The 18,423-nt window shown below is 30.5% G+C and carries 7 protein-coding genes and 1 pseudogene; 3 read left to right on the top strand and 5 right to left on the bottom strand.

Annotation, left to right across the window (positions count from 1 at the left end; genetic code table 11):
- Window positions 1-18: 18 nt before the first annotated feature.
- Window positions 19-1,542 carry an NADH-quinone oxidoreductase subunit M gene (gene nuoM / locus KTT71_RS02455; protein ID WP_216782283.1) on the top strand — a complete coding sequence of 508 codons (1,524 nt, stop codon included), beginning with the start codon at window positions 19-21 and terminating at the stop codon, window positions 1,540-1,542.
- A gap of 6 nt (window positions 1,543-1,548) precedes the next feature.
- The gene (nuoN, locus tag KTT71_RS02450; protein ID WP_216782282.1) at window positions 1,549-3,021 is read left to right on the top strand and encodes an NADH-quinone oxidoreductase subunit NuoN; all 1,473 of its coding nucleotides are present in this window, start codon (window positions 1,549-1,551) and stop codon (window positions 3,019-3,021) included.
- 533 nt (window positions 3,022-3,554) lie between these two features.
- Here the strand turns inward: nuoN and miaA are convergent.
- The 3 genes and pseudogenes from miaA to tsaE all read right to left on the bottom strand — a co-directional run bounded on the left by miaA (window position 3,555) and on the right by tsaE (window position 8,491).
- Window positions 3,555-4,511, bottom strand: a complete 957-nt coding sequence (gene miaA, locus KTT71_RS02445) for a tRNA (adenosine(37)-N6)-dimethylallyltransferase MiaA (RefSeq protein ID WP_216782281.1) — start codon at window positions 4,509-4,511, stop codon at window positions 3,555-3,557.
- Between the two features lie 2,188 nt (window positions 4,512-6,699).
- Complete coding sequence (locus KTT71_RS02440) at window positions 6,700-8,010, bottom strand: N-acetylmuramoyl-L-alanine amidase (protein WP_216782280.1); 1,311 nt, start codon at window positions 8,008-8,010, stop codon at window positions 6,700-6,702.
- Window positions 7,998-8,491, bottom strand: a pseudogene (gene tsaE, locus KTT71_RS02435) (tRNA (adenosine(37)-N6)-threonylcarbamoyltransferase complex ATPase subunit type 1 TsaE). The gene KTT71_RS02440 and the pseudogene tsaE overlap by 13 nt, the downstream one beginning before the upstream one ends.
- 3,516 nt (window positions 8,492-12,007) lie before the next feature.
- On the opposite strand from tsaE, the gene rapZ reads away from it, so the two are divergent.
- Window positions 12,008-12,859, top strand: coding sequence for an RNase adapter RapZ (gene rapZ / locus KTT71_RS02430; protein ID WP_216782278.1), 852 nt, complete (start codon window positions 12,008-12,010; stop codon window positions 12,857-12,859).
- Between the two features lie 1,295 nt (window positions 12,860-14,154).
- Here the strand turns inward: rapZ and mlaA are convergent.
- On the bottom strand, window positions 14,155-14,916 hold the full coding sequence (mlaA, locus tag KTT71_RS02425; protein WP_216782277.1) for a phospholipid-binding lipoprotein MlaA: 762 nt from the start codon (window positions 14,914-14,916) through the stop codon (window positions 14,155-14,157).
- Window positions 14,917-15,620: 704 nt separating this feature from the next.
- Window positions 15,621-16,922 carry an anaerobic C4-dicarboxylate transporter gene (locus tag KTT71_RS02420; protein WP_216782276.1) on the bottom strand — a complete coding sequence of 434 codons (1,302 nt, stop codon included), beginning with the start codon at window positions 16,920-16,922 and terminating at the stop codon, window positions 15,621-15,623.
- Window positions 16,923-18,423 lie beyond the last annotated feature (1,501 nt).

Genomic DNA, 18,423 nt, shown 5'->3' with positions numbered 1-18,423 from the left:
AAAAGGGACATAAACTCCATGCTATTACCTTCGCTAATTCTTATCCCGTTTATCGGTGGTGTTCTGAGTTGGCAGAGCGAGCGGTTCGGTGCTAAAGCTCCACGCTGGATCGCGTTGATAGCAATGTCTATAACATTATTGCTTTCCCTACAACTGTGGTGGCAGGGTTGCTATTTTTTGACTCATGTCAAGGGTATTCCACAGTGGCAATCAGAGTTCTCTATACCATGGATTCCACGATTTGGTATTGAATTTCATCTTGCATTAGATGGCCTATCATTACTTATGGTCGTACTGACTGGCTTGCTAGGTATACTCTCTATTCTTTGCTCCTGGAATGAAATAAAAAAGTATCAGGGTTTTTTCCATCTGAATCTACTTTGGATTTTGGGGGGGGTTACAGGTGTATTCCTGGCTATAGATCTCTTCTTGTTCTTTTTTTTCTGGGAAATGATGTTGGTGCCGATGTATTTCTTAATCGCACTTTGGGGACATAAAGGATCTGATGGTAAAACGCGCATTAGCGCAGCAAACAAGTTTTTTATTTATACTCAGTCCAGTGGATTAGTCATGCTAATTGCAATTTTTGGACTAGTATTTATTCAGTATAATATATCAGGTTTCTGGACTTTTAACTATGAGAATTTGCTGAATACTCCTATGGATCATAAAATTCAGTACCTGTTAATGTTAGGATTTTTTATAGCTTTCGCAGTAAAAATGCCGATTGTTCCATTGCACGGATGGTTGCCAGATGCACATAGCCAAGCACCAACAGCAGGATCTGTTGACTTATCTGGTATATTATTGAAAACTGCAGCTTATGGTCTAATGCGCTTTAGTCTACCTTTATTCCCTGAAGCATCTCAAGATTTTGCACCTATTGCAATGTGGTTAGGTGTCATAGGCATCTTCTACGGAGCATTGATTGCATTTACTCAGACTGATATTAAGCGTCTAATTGCATATACTTCGGTTTCACATATGGGTTTTGTGTTGATTGCCATATATTCTGGAGATCAACTGGCATATTATGGAGCTGTTATTCAGATGATTTCTCACGGGATATCTGCCTCAGGCATGTTTATTATCTCTGGTCAGTTGTATGAGCGACTGCATACTCGTGACATGCGTCTTATGGGAGGATTATGGGGACGGATTAAATATCTTCCTGCGCTATCTCTTTTTTTTGCAGCAGCAACCTTAAGTATGCCGGGTACTGGTAATTTTATCGGTGAATTCATGATTTTGTTAGGCAATTTTAAAAAAGTACCAATGATCACTATTATCTCAACTTTCGGTCTTGTATTTGCTTCTATCTATTCGTTAAGTATGATACAGCGTACTTACTACGGTAAATCAAAATCTGAAAAAATATTAGCTGGTATGAGTGTACGCGAGCTATTCATAATTATACTACTAGTGTCCCTGTTAGTATTTCTAGGAATTTATCCTCAGCCAATTATAGATACATCCAGTTCTGGAATGAGGAATATGCAAGCATGGTTTGATAATGCCGCACACTTGAATATAAGGCTGTAATTAAAAATGATAAATCTTCAACATCTGATAGCTTTATTACCACCACTAATTCTTGTATCAACGGTACTAATTATTACGTTGCGAATTGCTTGGCAACGTAATCATTTCTTCAATGCAACAACTACAATGATCGGACTTACTCTAGCTTTTTGTTCACTTTATTTTGTAAAAAAAATTATCTTTATAAATGATGGTGATTTAATAATAACTCCGTTATTTCGTATTGATTATTTCTCCATTCTTTATATTGGTATGGTCTTGATCTCGAGTCTTGCAACCAGTACTTTTGCCTATTTGTGGTTAGAAGGATATCCAGATAATCGTGATGAGTTCTATTTGTTGCTTATAATAGCAACCTTAGGAGGAATCATCCTCGCGTGCGCTAACCATCTGGCGGCGCTATTCATTGGTATTGAACTAATATCACTTCCGTTATTTGGTCTTATTGGTTATATTTACCGGCAGCAACGTTCTTTTGAAGCGGCTATTAAGTACACTATTATGTCAGGTGCAGCTTCTTCTTTTTTAATGTTTGGTATGGCGTTACTTTATGCCAAATTTGGTGATTTATCTTTTGTTGGTCTAAGTAAGTGCATGACTGATCCTATCATGCTAAATGATCCTATAATATTAGTTAGCTTGGGATTAATGCTAGTTAGTTTTGGGTTTAAGCTTTCCCTTTTCCCGTTCCATCTGTGGACCCCAGATGTGTATCAAGGTGCTCCAGCACCAGTTCTGACCTTTTTAGCCACTGCTACTAAAATTGCTATATTTTCAGCATTTATGCGTTTTTTTATATCTTTTCCTGTAACTAAAAGCGAGAATATTCGGCTAGTTATAGGGGTAATTGCAATTTGTTCTATTCTTTTTGGTAATCTGATGGCAATCACCCAGAAAAATATTAAGCGCTTACTAGGTTACTCTTCTGTAGCTCATCTAGGATATTTATTAGTAACACTTATTGCTGTGCAAAGCCAGCAAATTTCCCTTGAAGCAGTTGGTGTATATTTGATCTCTTATTTGCTCGCGAGCTTGTCTTCTTTTGGAATTGTGAGCCTGATGTCTAGTCCATATAGCGGTCCCGATACAGAATCTCTTTTTTCATACCGAGGTCTATTCTGGCACAAACCTATTTTGTCTACATTGATGACAGTTTCAATGTTGTCTCTTGCTGGTATCCCAATGATGATTGGCTTTATAGGAAAGTTCTACATTATTTTTGTAGGCATAAATGCACATTTATGGTGGTTAACCGGAACTGTTGTGTTGGGTAGTACAATTGGTCTATACTCTTACTTAAGAGTGTCCGTGAGTATGTATCTACATGCGCCTGAAATGCTGGCTCGTGACACGCCGCATAACTGGGCGCTTACTCCCGGTGGATGTGTGGTGCTGCTTTCTGGAATCTCTCTGGTGCTGTTTGGTATTTTTCCACAACCGCTAATTTTTCTGGTACAGACAGCGCAACTGATTATGTAATATAATTTAGGTAGTATTACCTTCAGTCAAATGCATAAAAGCTATACTATTTCTTCTAGATCGAGAATATGTGATAAGTGTAATTATAAAGTGGTAGATCAAGGTAATAGTACTTTATAACAGAAAAAATTTTAGATTTTTATCTAGATGCGTCTTAAAAATTATAAATTCTATATATAGCAATAGAAAATATCTGACATATGATATATTTCTGCACTTAAAAAATTAGGTTAGCTCTTTTTATTAACAATAAAAAATTATTTATTCAGTTTCTTTATAAACATATATTTTCGTAACTTTAAATAAAAGAACAAAAATCTCATAAAATACTCTGTAGAAATAGATATAATTTTAGTAGTTTATATTTCTTCTGTTTATCATAAAATATTTATTATCTACTCTTAAAAAGTCTTAAAAAGAGTGCTGCTCTTTTAGAGCATATATTACTAAAATAATAATATTTAGATTTTAGTGGTATTCTATATTAATTCGTATTACATACTACGACAAGTCATCATAATATTTGATAATGATTAGTTTCTGTTACTTTTATTGAAAATAATATGTTTAATTCTGCCTATCATTTGTGCAGGTTTGTCACTGTCTAGCCACTCCACGGATTCCCAACTACGCAACCAAGTCATCTGACGTTTAGCTAATTGACGCGTTGCACAAAGTATACGGTACACCATATCATTATAATCTATTTCTTCTGATATATACGACAACATTTGACGGTAACCGATACAGCGCAAGGAATTTAATTCTCTATGTAAATCATAACGCTTCAATAGATTTCTGACTTCGTTCTCAAAACCATCTGCTATCATCTTTTCAAATCTTAGGGCAATTCTTCTGTGTAATAGCTCCCGTGTCACGGGAGCAAGTGCAAATTGATAGACATTATAAGGTAGATTTTCGCATAAATTTCTCGTAAGCTGTGTTAGGGTTTTACCCGAAATAAGGAAAACTTCTAGTGCTCGAGTAAGTCTCTGTGGATCATTTGAATGAATCTTAAATGCAGATTCTGGATCTATATATTGTAACTGACGATGTACTATATTACAGCCTTTAGATTGAATCCAACTTTTTATTTGGGAGCGAATTTGCAGATTTGCGGCGGGTAATGGTGAGATTCCTTTCAGCAATGTTTTAAAGTAAAGCATTGTCCCGCCAACTAGCAACGGTATTTTGCCTTCTGAGGTAATCGCAGCCATTTCACGTAGTGCATCCAAACGAAAATCAGCGGCGGAATAACTTTCTTTAGGATCTCGAATGTTAATAAGTCTCTGAGGTACCTCTGCTAATTCCTGCTTGGTTGGCTTAGAAGTACCGATATTCATTCCACGGTATATGATGGCTGAATCAACGCTTATCAGTTCAACAGGTACATGCTTGCTGATTTCCATAGCTAGAGCAGTTTTACCGGAGGCTGTAGGTCCCATCATAAAAATAGCAGGAGGGTTGTTGTTATTTGTGTTTCTCGTCATAAATATTTTTGATTTATCTCTTAGTAAATATTACTTTAACCAAAGCGAGCTTTTGTTTTAAATCTATAGGATATAATAACTTAGAATTTAGTATTTTTACTGCAGTCAGAGCATCGTTTCTTGAGCTAACCTAAATAATTGTACGGCTATCAACTTGTTTTTTGACTAATCCTTTTAACTAGGATTGTAACTAACTACATCCTGATCTTCACTATAATAGATTGAAGTTGTTTCAATGAGATATAAAATATAAGAGATAAGGAATCATATCTAATTAGTGTAATTTGATAGTAATAAGTGGAGATCAGATATAGTATCTTTCTCCCATTCATGTAATAAAAAACCTAAATTATTATCTTTTCCGTGCAGTTTTTTGTTCTTTATCTAATTAGATCCGAAATTAGGTATAAATCGTATCAGAAATCTTTATAGATCTGAGATCTGTGGTGCTTAGTAATAACTGTGTTATATTATTATTTTATTTACACTACATATATACTAAAATTATAGTTCATTATGCCTAGCTTGCGAAATACATAATTTGATTAAAATACCGACTAGGAAAAATATTATCTCTATCTCAGGGATAATGCGAGGGGGCATTTCTGTTGAAATATCTTAGTATTTTCGAGCAAATAGTTATAAAATATACTTATAACTCTGAATCATACTGCGCAATATTTTGAGCAATCTTCTTAAATATTTAGTATGCTTTCTCTCTACAAGAATAATGTTTTATATATAGAAAGATATATTTTATTAGATCAATGATAAATTTGTACGGTTTTATATACAAGTATTTTGTTGAACGTATTTATCCCAAGAATTTAATATATCACTTTTCCTAGCGGGGAGTATTTTGTTTTTTATTCTGAAGTGTTCGTAGGTATGGCACAAGACTGTTGATTCCCAGATAAATCTCACCTAATGTAAAAATACTAGACTAGTTTCCACGAATAACACGCAATTCGTGCTAAGCTGGATAGCAGTTAAAGTACTCTTAATTTATATCAATACTAAATTATATACCTAAGCATACTAGTAATCACTATTTAGTTAAGACGGATCATACCCATCTGTCTAATATGGTGCTTTATTTTATTACTTATAATACTAAAATAAGATAACCTTATTATTTTTCAATGAGTTAGGGTATCTTATGGTATATCTATTAAAAACCATACATACTTTAATCTATTTATTTATTTTGCATGTAAAAATTATATTATCTAATAATGCAGTACTACAAGTTAAGATAGTACTACTGAATTTTAATATATCTGATTTTTTACAGGATGAGTTGCTCTCGTAAGATTATAAATGCTGGTAGAGTTAGATACTAAGTTAAAAATAGGATAATATGGATAAGAGGATTAGTGAACTAATTGTTCTACACTCATTTTTTCATGCCCACAAATGTATAGTTTAATAGAGTGTTATGGAGATTAAATACTTTAACTTTTTAGAGTACGAAAGGGGATAGGAGCTTGTTGTACCATTATATTCCATGTATATTTTCCTAGAGCTTTATATACCACATCCTTATTATTATGAGATATGAGCAAGGATTATGGTTTTAGATATAATATTGATTTGATGGTTATACCCATGATAACTACTCGACAAAATACTAGTCTCATAATCTCTTCAAGATCATCTGCTACTAAATGTTTTACTTAATAAGGATGAACTGCTAATATACACGCTCATCTTTTTAAGATCTATCTTATCCATGATCGTTATTTTATTCATGATTCGTCTTTTTAAAATCTATTCCAATAGTAATATTTACGTTTCTACAAACTATCTGTAGTATTATTTTTATTACTCTTTTAACTAATAAAGAAAAGTATCTTACCAGTTTTTTGCTAACACCAGATTCCTTTAATGAGCAAGCTTTAAATAAGTAAGATCTCTTGAATACGTATATTATTTAACTCTCTCGTATATAATTACGCTCAATATCTGTATCTACAGAACCAAGAAATTTCTTTTAAAAATAATTTTTTTGCTGCATACTTTTCTAGTTGCAGTCTCTTTACAGCCTGTAATACCCAAAATATATCTATATTAGATTATGTTACGACCTAAATTACATTATGTTTATTAAATAATTTTTCGATTTAAATTTTGTTATAATAGGTTACACTTTAGACCAATAATTTTGCCCATAGTAAGCTAATCATACTCAGATCTTTGCTCGTTTATATATCTTATAACTACTTTGGTGCAAGTGTGCAACAAAGTAATTACGTACTCCTGTGTAGATAGCCTTAGCAATTTTTTCTTGATAGACAGCACTTCCTAATAAACGTTCTTCTCCTATATTGCTGATAAAACCAGTTTCTATCAGCAGAGAAGGGATATCTAGGGAACTCAGAATTCCTAAGCTTGCGTGTTCCGGATGTCTTTTGTGTAGATTACCAATTGACTTTAGTTGCTGAATAATCTGCATTGCTATCTCAGATCCTACGCGTTGTGAGTGAACAAATTGCAAATCGAGAACAGCGTGACTAAAGTATTTGTCATGACTATTTTTGGTTAATACATGACCAGCACCGCCAAGTAATTCATATTTCTTGCTATGTTTGCTCAACCAGCTTGCCATTTCATTATTTGCACGACGGTCTGATAATAACCATACTGAGGATCCTGAAGCTCTACGATTTGGTGCCGCATCAGAATGTATAGAAATGAGAAGATTAGCTTGTTGTTTTCTCGCTGTTTCAGAGCGCCCCATTACCGATAAAAAATAGTCTCCGGTACGTATAAGAACCGGTTGGAATATTCTATCTGTTTTCATTAAATTTTTTAGACGTTTAGCGATTGCCAACGTAACATGCTTTTCATATAAACCATCATGTCCGATGGCACCAGGATCTTCTCCGCCGTGACCTGCATCAATGGCTACTACAATTCTATGATTATCGTGGTAACTTCTGCGTAGCTTAGATATTATACCTCTATTTTTATTTTTAGTTATTATTGTAAGTTTAGTTGAATCAAATAATCGAGATCTTTGTTTAGTGGTTATACCCAAAGTTCTAATTTTAGAATGGTGTGTAGAAGAGATATGTGATTCATGTAATGAATCATTTTTTTTTGCTATGGGAGCATAATTTTTTATAATAAATAAAACACTATTTCTTTGATAAGATGATATTACTTTTGTTTTGTGGTTTAGATCAAAAATAAGCTGAACATTATTATGTTTTAGGATATGAGCGAGGTGAATAGATCTTAATATATTCTTGCCAGTAAAAGTAATAGGCAGCCCTCTTATATTTTTTTTAGTGTTGTTGATATTGACTATCATTTTATGTAAATTGGCTAGCAAAGAATAATTATATTTTGGTGGACCGTTAAAAGTTAGTCTTATTCGCGCTATATTTTCTTCGTTTAACACATGAATATTTATGATTTGTGCAGCATTTCCTATTTTAGGGAGTAGTAATCCAGCTACTCCTAACCATATTGCCGTACAGATTAACTTAGACATGCATACAACAACCTTGTTGCCCCCTTAAACTTCTTTAAAATACATCCACCATGAATTGTATATGATATAATCTTGGCATAACGTCCTTTGTTTTTATAAGAGAGATGCAAGCTAATGTCTGGTTGAGGCAGAAAACCTTCTCCCTGTTGTGGCCATTCGATCAGATGAATGGCGTTATGATCAAAGTAGTCACGAACCCCGATAAATTCTAGTTCTTCTGGATGAGATAAACGATAAAGATCAAAATGGTATACGTTTATCAGTGCTAGCTCATAATGCTCTACTAAAGTATATGTAGGACTTTTTACATTTCCCTGATAGCCTAATTTATGCAAAAATCCTCGACTAAAGGTTGTCTTGCCTGAACCTAGACTACCATATAAATAAATAACGGTCGCACTATTACAACATATAGTGGCTAGTATGGCACTCAGTTCTATGGTTGCCGTCTCATTTTGTAAAAAAGCACTATATTTTTCATGATGATTATTGATCATTTATGATTAATTACTGATTAAGTATTTTGTTGAAAATTATTTTGCTAACACGCACACATCACTATACTAGTAATAATTTAGGTTTAACAAGTATTCATACTATCTCTAATTACAGAGATAGTATCTTAAATTAGCAAGCCTTGCTTAAAAATTTTGCGATACTCTATAATGACCCCTGAGGGGTTATAGATTTTCTGGAAATCATGACAGAAGCAAATATTTTTGGCAGATTTTTTTAATAAGGATAAGTACTATCCTTATGTGTCTACAACCCATTTATTATTGTAATAGTCAAAAATTAATTGCAGATATAGTTTATTATATTAATTTTAGTATATGGTTATATTAGATTTGAATTTATTTTCATACGTAACATTATATTGCTTCTTAATAGGATTACTAATATGCGACAATCTGAATATAAAGAAGAATTTCCTGAATTTTATTTTTCTTTTGTATAGCATATACATATTCTTTTGATATGATATAAAAATATCATTTTGCATATCACGAGATAACTATAGTTTACTACGCTATTTTGTAGCATAGCATAGCTATCTTTTACAGAATTAAAGTCCATCAAATAATGATCATATACTTTTCACACGGCTCTAAGAAAGGTATTATTATCACTAGGACTCTATTCAAAAAAGAACTTTTAGTAAAAATTTAATTTTGATAATGTTATTATCTATATTTTAAAATTACTGCTGATAATAAAAATAAAAGAGACATTACTAATGTTTCTTCGTATAGCAGTATCCTCAAATAATTATAATTGTTATAATATGCATGTATATCACAATTATTATGATATAGATCAGTAGATCTTTGCATGTTTTGATCTTCTGGTTATTAATGATCATTTATAACATGGGGATCATGTTTATCTCTATATCAGAGCACTAACTATAAATAGCATATTAACTATACTTAAACTTATGATATAGTTTTTGTTTGTTCGCATTCATTCCTGAGTATTTATAAATCAAGATATAAAAAGATGTGCACAAAGACTTACAATAGTAACATGATAAATGAAATATAATGATAAGCTATTTGCAGCTAATATCTTAAATTACCAAGACTGTGATAGATAGTCCTAGTAAAACTTATAGCATCAGCGATATCTCTTAATAGTTAGATCTTATCATAATTCTTGCTAATGAGGAATGACTAGCGGATGATTTAACCAAGTACTTTTTAAAGATAAAATAAGATTATTTAAATCTTTAAACATTTGTATTCTTAATATAACATATGTTTTAATAAATAAAAATATTGGGTGCTTATCAAAGGGGTATATGTACAGAAAATAGCATATCAGCAAAAGTTACTAGTTATAGAAAATCAAGATGTTATTGATAGTTAATTATTTCAGAATCATATCAAGTGATTAAAATCACAATATTTTTAATGATATTCTATGAGCTATAAGATGTCATATATTATTTAATAATATTTTGTAGTTCTAAGCAGGTAAGCTTTGATAGCTGTGCTATATTGCGACCTATTGTTTATTATGTGCTGCATGCTCAAATAAAACGATATAATATGCTGGCAGCAAAACTTTTATTAAATTTATGTTATTCCCAGTGAATATGTCACGCTTGAATTTTATTTAATACATTTTATAATCTATCATAATTTATATGATAAAACAGTACCACAATGCCAAACCTTCTGTTAATAAATACAGAATATTTGACTATTTTCAATCTTTTATATTATATACTAGAATTGTAAACAGCAATAACTGATTTCTTTCTAATTAAGATTTTTAAGAAAATATTACGGTACTGATAAACGGCATGATCTTATAATGCCTCCTATTACGTAATTATATGTTAACCATACTATATATTTATTTATCTAGGATCATATCCTAGATTAAAGGCACGCTACACATCTTGTGAGCGTATCATTACTCTAATAATGATAGTATATATTATCGAATCCCAAGCTAATATCATTCAGGAGATCCAGCATAAGGCATTTGGTAATCAATTAATATTTAGTATTATAATAATTGTTTAATTTTAAACTAAATTTTAGAAAAATAAATATATAGTAATATAGAATAAGATAGAGTGTTGAATTTAAAAAGTTCTTCAAATTTGATAATGACAAAATATCTGCTATTGTTTTTCACTATTGATGAATCTAAAATATATTAGTTAATCAATTGACTTAGAAAATACATGCAAATATATCATAATGTATATAAAAAAGATATAGATTGCACTCCCTTGATAATTCTAGGATAGAATACCCCGAGATTTTTGAAGAAATACTACCCTACATAATTTTTAAAATTATAACTATATATTGATTTAATAAAATTTAAATATTGGTTTCATAAAACTAAACTCATGTAGCAATTATCTATCTAATATTAAAAAATATTTTGTGAATATTTCTGCTGTATTTTAGATAATGATTCTTAGTGATCTGATAGACTATTTAACAATATATTCATCGTAATGGTTGTGTTGCTATGATAATATTTTAAAAATTAATATTTATTTCATGCATGATAACGAGATATTTATCCCGTCTGATAAAGAAAATTATAGTTATGCTATTGTAAAATACTTACAGTGAGTTATTTTCCTATTTTCATACTTAGTAAAAAATAATATCCCTCATCAAGCAGTAGATCCGTGTTTGTATTATGAGCTATTTAAAAAATTTTCTTTTGAATGCAAATAATATACTTTAATATATAAAGGATTTGATGCGTTCTTAGGAATATTCTATCATTTTTTGTCTAAATATTAAATTCATATGCGGTTCTCATTATTCAGGATATCTACTTTTCAATATTTGAAATAATATTATATTGCGTTTATCAAGTTTATTTAAGCAACAAAAATAAAACCATCAATATAAACAAGAAATTATTATATAGCTAATTTTGATGTGTATCATACTTCATATGTGTGATCTTTCAATGTATTTTAAACTATTTAATAAGTCTAGAATACATAAATTTACGCATCCTCTGTCAGAATAAATAAAGTGATTTTTAAAAATATTATATTGGTTGCTAAGTAGCTGTATTTGGCGTCATAGATTTCATTTTACTTTAACTTACAGTATAAATATCTTCAGCAAAATTGATAATCTATTTTTGTTTTTAATATATCTGGAAAGACCGATAAAATATAACTTTTATTGATAATAGGTATTTATGTTTATTTTTTCTTTTACTCATGAGTTACTTATCAATGAGCATCTAAGAAATCAACTATAGTATTTATTGCGCAAAAATATTGCAGAAAGTTTGATGCATGTGTTTATGTATTTTTGTAGAACAGTCATAAGGTTGTGGAAGAAAAATAATACAATATAAGTTTATAAGCAGAAAAATAAAATAATATTAAGAGATCAATATTTACGTTACTTTAAATATTAAATATGTTTCATAGTATTTTCCCTGCGAGGTTAATTTTAAATAGGTTTTAATTTGACTAACTTAAAATAAGGAGATTGCCAACATGGTGCTGATAATAGTCAGCGGCCGTTCTGGTTCAGGTAAATCAGTAGCTTTGCGCGCTTTAGAGGATACGGGCTTTTATTGTGTAGATAATCTTCCTATAGAACTGCTATCTAATTTAGCACATTCTCTTACCGATAGAGGAGCGTTAGCTGCTATTAGTCTTGATGTGCGTAATATGCCTGAGTCTCCTGATGCGCTAGAACTGGCTATTTGCAATCTACCAAATGGCTGTTTTCTACAGCTTCTATTCTTAGATGCTACTCGTAATACCATTATTCGTCGTTACAGCTATACTCGTCGCCTGCATCCTCTCTCGATCCACAATCTTTCCTTGGAAAATGCTATTGATGAAGAAAATTATCTATTAGAGCCTTTGCGGGCTCGTGCTGACCTCATCATCGATACTTCAGCAATGTCTGTACATGAGCTCGGAGAAGTTTTGCGTATACGTTTTCTAGGTAGACGTGAACGTGAACTCACAATAGTATTTGAGTCCTTCGGCTTTAAACATGGTATTCCCATTGATGCTGACTATGTGTTTGATGTACGTTTCTTGCCTAATCCTCATTGGAATACGAGCCTACGCTCTATGACTGGTCTAGATCAACCTGTCTCTGCTTTTTTACGATTATACGCTGAAGTAGATGATTTTATTTATCAAACTCGTGGCTACTTAGAGCATTGGTTGCCGATGTTAGAAACTAATAACCGCAGCTATCTAACAGTAGCAATTGGCTGTACCGGTGGTAAACATCGTTCGGTCTATGTAGTAGAACAATTGGCTGAATACTTCCGCTCACTCGGCAAGAATGTCCAGTCTCGCCACCGTACTCTTGAGACATTTCAGTAGAGCTACTGAAATGATATTTAAGAATATTTAAAACTAAAAAATTACAAACACATGTTATTTCCTTGTTTAAGAAAATGATTACTGTTATTTAAGAATATGAGTTTTTAGAAGTATTACGATGCAAATAAATTAGTGCAGAAGGCTTGCTATAATATTGTTTAGAATGCTGTTTATGCTATATTATAATAGAGTTATTACTACCTTCGTAATGATTAAAGAAATAATAATTATGAATAAACAGAAATATTATTTTATAATCTATATTATAGCCTCCTCCCCCATCATTTTTAGTTTTTATATAAAATTATATTAAACAATATATTTAGGCTAAAAATTCTTTTTATATAAGAAGGATATCTCTTAGATATCCAGAGAATATTATAACTGCAAATTAAAAATAATTATGCATGAATTTTATTGTAATTTTATGTTCTTTTGATATTACTGTTTTAAATCATAAAAAATCATAAGTTTAAAGATTAAAATAGTACTTGATTATTTACAGTAAAAATCTTTTAATCTTTTACACAATTTTTATTGTGTTAGAAAAAATCTTTCTTCTCTATTCATAGAGAAGGTTCTATCTTGATCGAATTATGGCAATATCTAGAGTAAGTCTTATCCATCCTGTAGATTAACAGCTCTTGTTAAAAATTTTCTAATGATTATGAATGGATATAGTGTCTTTGACATACTAATTATCTAGCCTATAAGAAAAAATTTTTTTATAAGAGTCCTAGATGCTTTCATCAGGTATCAACTGAAATGTACGAATGGTTTGTAAAAAGATATTTCTTGAGATATAGTGCTGCATTAATGGAAATAAATAAATATTCTATAAGAATATTTATTCTTAATAAAGAGCATTTTTATTTATTGCTAAATCGATATTTTATAAATTTTATATAGTTTCTAGAAAATATCTTTATAATAAAACATATATTTTCTAAAGTTTTCTCTTAAACATGTTAAGAGAATTAGAAATTTATTTCGGGAGTTATATATGCGATATTATCCTCAACATCTATTTTTCTTACATACTGCGAATACACTTTCTGTCTTTTATTAATATTATAGTCTTCATGATAAGTAGTATGGTCTATACAGCATATCTGATCTGTTGATCATATTATTAATATCTTATTCTATCTTTAATTTTAACTTTAATGATAAAATTTATTAAATATTTCATATAAATAATTCAAGCACAATCAAGCATTCAGATATAAAATGATCATATCTTTAAATGTTTAAAGATATGATCATATATATACTTTGATGAAAGTAATAACTAATTATTCTGAATCAATATCTTTTAATGAGTTTTTAATAGCATAATCATTTGGATTGTTTCGCTCTATTAATCTATTACCTATCGCTACGAAATCATTATACTGAAAGTAAGCATCGCGTGCAATTATGTATGGGTCTGAAGAATTTTTTAGTAAAAAATCAGAATCCAGCAATCGCGCACGAGTCTCAATGCCTTCAATAAACCATTTAGCTAGATACATCCATAATGTCAACCAGCTAAGTGTTGGATACATAGAGTCTAAACAGTTACCGCCATTTTGACGTAGAGTGAAGCTTCCATATCCAGGAAGAACTATATATAAGTAATATGGAATGCCATAATATCCTAATGTGCTACCAAAACCATGGTGTTCTTGTTTTGCTAGCTTAGTATTTGCCATTGATGCAACATCAATGAAGCCACCTATACCTATAAGCGTATTCAGAAAGAATCGGTTAAAGTGTATAAATCCATCATAAATATCACCCTTGAGTAGACTGTTAACCATGCTAGCTGGTTCTTCAAGATTACTAGTAAAGCCTACAATACTAGAACGTGCTTTTACAGGTAGATAGTGACGCCACGCTATAGCTAGAGGACGCAAAAAGTAAGGATCAAGATAATCATAATTCAAGCTAAACATTATGCGGTTAAAACTTTCTAACGGATCTGAGAGTTCCTGAGTTTCTGGTTTGCATGCACCTGAGATACATCCAACTAATAATATACTTGCTAGAGTTACTCCTGTCAGACGAAGTTCCATTTTTTGCTCCAGAAAAGTATTTAATTACTCGTAAAATTTTATCCTTTTAGCTATTCTAGTATTTTTTGTAATTATTATAGAACCAGAAACATATTCTTTATTAAAAAATATGCATACTACTTGATAACAAGTATACAAGATAATCCAATTTCTTTATTTTATGATAAATCGTATTTCACTATACAAATAACCTGTTTATATATTAATGATATCTCCTTGGATGCTGAAGGTTTAGATCTTTACTCATCTTCTAAGATTAAGTAGCATCAGGAAAATTCTTTTGTTCTTAATCTTATCGTTAGGTTAAATATTTGATAGGTATCTTGCTTTCTAAGAGACATTAGATGAATGATTACAACTAATCATCAGTATTAGGTTTCTAGTGGAACATGAGGTTATATTTAAGTATTATTTAAGAATAATATCAAGACTTATCGTGTGTAGAAAAACAATGATTAATATTATTAATAATAAAGTATTATCCTACATCTCGGGCGTCAATATACTATCAATATAGTAATAATATTAAAATTAAATATAATATCTTAAATAATATTTAGAAACGATTTGATTTATTTTTTACTAAGATTAAGAATATGATCGATCAGTTTGTATAATTAGACAATATCAGTCTATGAATATCTTAGTTTACATAACAACAAACTAATATAAAAATTTTTTGTATATTAAATTACATACAACTCTTATAAAATTATCTTACCCAGTAAGACGCTAAATATAATGGATAAGGTTATACCTATAGCACCTGGTATAAGGAAAGTATGATTGAACATACATCTACCAATACTAGTTGTTCCTGTTTCATCTATTTTTACCGCTGCAATCAAAGTTGGGTAAGTTGGCAGAATAAATAGACCAGACACTGCTGCAAAAGAAGCAACTGCAATTAGATTAGAAATATTCAGTGCTATCGCGATTGGCATCAGAGCTTTCACCGTTGCTGCTTGAGAATACAGTAGAGTAGAGGCGAAGAAAAATATGACTATCATTAACCAAGGATACTCCTGAACTACATTGCTTGTAGTTTTTGTGATCCACTGAAGGTTCGCTTGAACGAAAGTATCACCGAGCCAAGCAAGACCCAAAATACAAATGCATGCGTTCATCCCAGTTTTAAAGATGCTAGAATTTAGGATATGATCAGTTTTAATTCGGCACAGAATAGTTGTGATTGCTGCAACACTCAGCATGATACTCAGTATACTGTTAGTTGTATTCATTATTGGTACTTCAACGAGACCTATGATTGAGCTATTTATGATAGAATAACTAACTACGCACAAAATACCTAGTATAAACAACCATAAAGAACTTTTTGCATAATGTTTAAGAAAAATTTTCTGTTCGCTATCTGCTTTAATCAGGCCTGTACACAGACGTTTTCGGTATATAGGATCATCAGAGAGCTTTGAATTAAAACAGATAGAAATAATTACTGACATAGTAAGAACAGCCATAAAAGTAGATGGAATCATTACCATTAATAGCCTGATATAAGTAATGCCTTGATCTTCCATGAGAAAAGACATATAAACTACAGCGGCAGATACTGGAGACGCTGTAATAGCGATCTGAGCTGCAATTACTGATGTAGAGAGTGGTCTACACGGTTTAATATCTTGTTTTTTTGCCACTGCTGAAATCACTGGTAGAGCAGATAGACAAATGTTTCCCGTACCGGTGAATATAGTTATAAAATAGGTAACTATGGGGGCTATAATAGTGATATGTTTTGGGTTATTACGTAGCATTTTTTCAGTTTTTTTGACTAAATAGTCCATGCCACCGGCTATTTGCATAGTAGATATTGCAATTATAACAGCCATTATAATTGAAATAACGTCGAAGGGAATCTTTCCAGGTTTAACACCAACAATAGCAAGTACTAAAACCCCTAAACCACCAGCAAATCCTGCTCCTATACCCCCTATTTTTGCACCCAAAAATATAGCGAGCAGTACGATAATTAGTTCCAGGACTAACATAGAATTTCTCCTAAAATATATAAGATAATATTTTTTGTGTTTAAAGGTTTTTCTTGATCTGAGTGGTGTCTTGTAGGCATACTGATGGGTGTTATTTATTTTATATTTTATCTATTATTTGTTTAAAGCCAATCATATCGGTGTAATTATTTCAATTGTATTTTGTAATACAATAAACTTGTATTTAAACAATACAGCTAGGTCATCCCTGATAAGCTATATTGTTTTAAACTTTTATTAGTCTAAAATTCTGATAAAAGCATGAATTAGCATTTTTGTTTGGGTATATTTTTACTTTTTATATACAAATACATTTTAAGAAAAACTAGTTTCGTTTTAATTGTGTATATGTATTTAATCAACTATACACGATTATCATCGCAGATAAGCCGATTTGTTCAAGCAAGGATTGCAATAAAACGCAAACCGTAATTCTCTAAGATTTATTATGATACATCAGCAAGTAAATTTTATACAGTAAGAGATAAAGAAAAACATGCTGATATCAGTTTATATAGGTTAATATATAAAAACTTATATCCAAATTTGCTTTACTAAGAATGTGCTAAATTATGAAAATTATTTATTTGCAGCTAGGTATAACAAATATGCGTTGTATTTTTCAATAAATGTAATAAAGATAATGTTTAGATTAATTATTGTTTTTGATACTGAGTACTCTAATCTACAAAAAATAGCATCAAAAGATTAATCTTTATTAAATACCATGATTATATTCATTTAAAGTTAATAGTTTATAAGAAGATGAGCTATCCAGCAGTGTTAAAATAGGTATTCTTTATTATAAAGATAATAAATATTGTCTGCAGATATTTGCTATTTTAATAACCTTATGTATACTCCTTCATATTCTCCATTTTTTATTAGGAGATCATCAAAAAAGGTTCTGTTTAATCTTTTATCTATCTCTGTTATATGATAGTACGTTGATTTTTTATCTTCTTATTGCATCCCTAGTTATTATCACTCCATATATAGCAAGTATTATTAATATCTTCCTAATCAAAAGATTTAATCATTCTAGATGAAAAATTATTATAAAATCTATTTTGTGTCTATTGATTTATGGATCATATAAAATTAATATCATTTATTTAGTTTTCAATATTGCTAAATAGTCTTAATTGACCCTTCCTAGGATTATAGAAAATTTATACAAATAAAAATATCACTCATTCTTAATAACGTAATGTTAGAAAAATTACTAGCTTTTATAAGTATACGGATCCTCAATATTATATAGTTGACAGTTATGATAATGATCATTATTCCTAATGTAGGATGTGAATTTTTTCTTTTCCTATAAATATTTCTTACGTTATTAGTAATATTTCTAATAGTGTTTCTCTTGCATTAATAATCTATAGTCTCAAGAATATTAGATGTGTTATTAACATGGATCTTTCAATTTAATTTCTTATGTTACTACATAATTTTAAGAATTTTGTTGAAAATAATGTAAGATAATTTAAAAATGAGA

Source organism: Candidatus Profftia tarda, assembly GCF_904848675.1.
Classification (GTDB): domain Bacteria; phylum Pseudomonadota; class Gammaproteobacteria; order Enterobacterales; family Enterobacteriaceae; genus Profftia; species Profftia tarda.
Note: the sequence above shows the minus strand (reverse complement) of the source record. Positions and strands in the feature narration are given on the sequence as shown.

Coding starts and splice junctions, on each gene's coding strand:
- nuoM (WP_216782283.1), top strand. CDS start 19: ATGCTATTACCTTCGCTAATTCTTATCCCGTTTATCGGTGGTGTTCTG.
- nuoN (WP_216782282.1), top strand. CDS start 1,549: ATGATAAATCTTCAACATCTGATAGCTTTATTACCACCACTAATTCTT.
- miaA (WP_216782281.1), bottom strand. CDS start 4,511: ATGACGAGAAACACAAATAACAACAACCCTCCTGCTATTTTTATGATG.
- KTT71_RS02440 (WP_216782280.1), bottom strand. CDS start 8,010: ATGTCTAAGTTAATCTGTACGGCAATATGGTTAGGAGTAGCTGGATTA.
- rapZ (WP_216782278.1), top strand. CDS start 12,008: ATGGTGCTGATAATAGTCAGCGGCCGTTCTGGTTCAGGTAAATCAGTA.
- mlaA (WP_216782277.1), bottom strand. CDS start 14,916: ATGGAACTTCGTCTGACAGGAGTAACTCTAGCAAGTATATTATTAGTT.
- KTT71_RS02420 (WP_216782276.1), bottom strand. CDS start 16,922: ATGTTAGTCCTGGAACTAATTATCGTACTGCTCGCTATATTTTTGGGT.